3 protein-coding genes and 1 pseudogene are annotated in these 3,023 nt (G+C 46.7%); all 4 read left to right on the top strand.

Annotated elements, in window-relative coordinates; genetic code table 11:
* Window positions 1-468 (top strand): annotated as a pseudogene (locus BG32_RS00500) (YjgP/YjgQ family permease); the annotation flags it as partial.
* Between the two features lie 11 nt (window positions 469-479).
* On the top strand, window positions 480-1,097 hold the full coding sequence (locus BG32_RS00495; protein WP_121526213.1) for a uracil-DNA glycosylase family protein: 618 nt from the start codon (window positions 480-482) through the stop codon (window positions 1,095-1,097).
* Between the two features lie 9 nt (window positions 1,098-1,106).
* Window positions 1,107-2,051, top strand: coding sequence for an NAD-dependent epimerase/dehydratase family protein (locus BG32_RS00490; RefSeq protein WP_121526212.1), 945 nt, complete (start codon window positions 1,107-1,109; stop codon window positions 2,049-2,051).
* Window positions 2,014-3,023: replication-associated recombination protein A (locus BG32_RS00485; RefSeq protein ID WP_147434764.1), on the top strand; the 1,010-nt coding region annotated here is incomplete at its 3' end. The genes BG32_RS00490 and BG32_RS00485, both read left to right, overlap by 38 nt.

Here is a 3,023-nt window from a genome sequence, read left to right as displayed (position 1 = left end):
ATATCAAACGTGAAGCTCGGGAACAAGCCACTGTTGGGTGGGACCAACGCCAAGTTTGATGAATTCGGACTGTCGATGGAGCTTAGAAAGAGCGAGGATCTGTACTTCACAATGCACATTAATGAGCTTTACTTTCCTATGGGTTCCATTTCAGATACCCCAGGCGTCCTGAACAGACTCTCACTGGGAATTGACGGGAGCGGAAAGAGAAGCTTTGTCGAAATCGGGACATATGCGGGAGACATCTCAATGTGGGACGAGTCGATAGCCAAGGTCTCTCCGATGTATTTTGATCTCCACTGTATGGCACTGGAGCTTATCTTGAGATTAAGCTTTGGCAGTGATGTCACAACTATTCAGGACACAGTCGAAAGTATCGCACTAAAATACTACATAAAGGAACTGAAGGATAGATACTTTGTGATTGGCCTTTACAAGGGCGCTCCGTTCTTCAGGTTCAGATTCTGAGGTGAAAACTGTTGACTGACTATGTAAAGAGGAAAGAGCTTCTTCTTGAACTCAATTCAAAGATAAGTGACTGTAGTCTTTGTCCTTTGAGCTCATCGAGAACCAACACAGTTCCCGGTGAAGGTTCAATTGAAACTCCCGTTGTTTTTGTGGGTGAAGGTCCCGGGGCCGATGAAGATGCTTCAGGCAGGCCCTTTGTCGGCAGGGCCGGTGAGTTGCTTACAAAGATTCTGGAGTCAGTGAAACTTTCGAGAGAAGATATTTTCATAACAAATATCGTAAAGTGCAGACCTCCTAAGAACAGAGTTCCGACTGCGGAGGAACAGAGAGCCTGTTCGCCATACATGCTCTCTCAACTAGCGATAATAAGGCCAAAGCTTATCGTTGCGCTCGGAGCCACGGCACTTTCATATTTTGTGAATGAAGAGGGAATTCAGATAACAAAGGTCAGGGGACGGATTTTCGACTGGATCGGCGGAATCAAGGTCTTTGCTATGTTTCACCCTAGTTATCTTCTCAGAAATGCATCGAGGGCTCCCGGATCACCAAAAAGCCTTACCTGGGAGGACATTCAAAATGTTAGAAAGATGTATGATCAATTGCTCTCTGGCAGAAATATTGACATTTAGGAGGATAGAATGGCTGAAAATTACCTGGTTACTGGAGGAGCGGGATTCATTGGCTCGCATGTCGTTGATCACCTGATTTCATCAGGAAAAACACCAGTCGTAGTGGACAATCTTTCGAGCGGTAAGATAGAGAATCTTGATCCCAGGGCGCTGTTTTACGAGCAGGACATCACCGATCAGGAGATGATGGAAAGGGTATTCATGCTTCACAGGCCTACAGTTCTCTTTCATCTTGCAGCTCAAATAAGCGTCTCTAGATCTGTGAGAGAGCCTGAAGAAGATGCGATGGTGAATATTATCGGTTCTTTGAGGCTTCTGAAAATCGCTGCAAAATACGGCTTGAAAAAAGTGATCTTCTCTTCAACTGGTGGAGCGATTTACGGTGACGATGTGAAAAGGATCCCTACAGATGAAGAGGAACTGCCGAAACCCTTGTCACCGTATGGAATTGCAAAGTACGCAACGGAGAACTATCTCAGATTCTTTTCGAGTGAGCTTGGCATCAAATACACTGTTTTGAGATACGCAAATGTATATGGCCCCCGTCAGGATCCGTACGGAGAGGCCGGAGTTGTAGCGATCTTTTCCGAGAGAATGCTCCATAATCAAGAGGTCGTAATCTTCGGGGACGGGGAATGCGTAAGGGATTATGTATACGTTGGCGACGTCGCTAGGGCGAATCTTCTGGCGATAGAGAAATGTGAAAACACTGTGATAAACATCGGAACCGGAATTGGGACATCGGTAAACGAGTTGTTTGACATAATGAAGCCGATCGCCGGTTATTCAAGAGAAGCCGTGCACAAGGAACCACGGCCGGGTGACGTTAAGAAATCAATTCTCAACATAGAAAGGGCGAGATCCTTGCTTGGATGGGAACCTTCTACTCAGCTTGAAAGGGGGATTAAGGAGACAATTGAGTATTTCAGAAGCGGACTGGACTCCTCTCAGTGAGAGACTGAGGCCGAAAGAGTTCGACGACATTGTAGGTCAGGAGCACTTGACGGGAAAAAAGGGAATAATCCGCGGAGCAGTCGACAGCGGCAAGCTCTTTTCAATGATCCTGTATGGGCCTCCCGGCACGGGAAAAACAACGATAGGCGAAATCATTAGATCGAAGCTGGGAAATGACTACCATTTCGAGTTTTTCAGCGCAAGCTTACAGGGAACGGCAGATCTTAAGAAGCATTTTGCCCATGGGGAGAGACTGAAGAGAGTTGGGCAACAACTGGTGCTTTTTGTTGACGAGATTCATCGACTTAACAAGAGCCAGCAGGATGTCTTTCTTCCCGTAACTGAAAAGGGAATTATTATCCTCATTGGAGCGACTACAGAAAATCCTAGCTTCGAAGTCAATCCCGCCCTTCTATCTCGCTGTAGGCTGGTGATTCTTAAAGGTTTGAAGGACTCAGACATTTCGGCGCTTCTAAATAAGGCATTGGAAAAGGATCTTATCCTCAAGGAGTCCGGAGTTACTGTTGACGGTGAGGTAATTGAAGTAATCGCGCAAAGTAGTGGAGGAGATGCAAGAATTGCCCTCAATCTTCTCGATACCCTTGTCGAGAGTGCCGCTGCTCTAGACAAACCCGTTCTCGACCTTGAAGTCATGAATGAATTATCTGTATTGCCTTCGGGGCGCTATACGAAGAAAGGCGAAGAGCATTATGACATCGTCTCTGCATTCATCAAGAGCCTTAGGGGAAGCGATCCCGATGCGGCTCTGTACTACATGTTAAGGATGCTAGAGGGCGGTGAGGATCCTAAGTTCATCGCCAGAAGAATGGTGATCTTCTCCTCAGAAGATATTGGCCTCTCCGATCCCATGGCCCTGGTGATAGCAAACGCGGCCTTTCAGGCAGTGAATAATGTCGGCTTGCCTGAATGCATTCTGAACCTATCTGAAGCGGCAATCTATCTTTCAGTCGC

The sequence above is a fragment of the Mesotoga sp. HF07.pep.5.2.highcov genome (assembly GCF_003666285.1).
GTDB lineage: Bacteria > Thermotogota > Thermotogae > Petrotogales > Kosmotogaceae > Mesotoga > Mesotoga prima.
This window is presented reverse-complemented; position numbering and strand designations above follow the sequence as displayed.

Coding starts and splice junctions, on each gene's coding strand:
- BG32_RS00490 (WP_121526212.1), top strand. CDS start 1,107: ATGGCTGAAAATTACCTGGTTACTGGAGGAGCGGGATTCATTGGCTCG.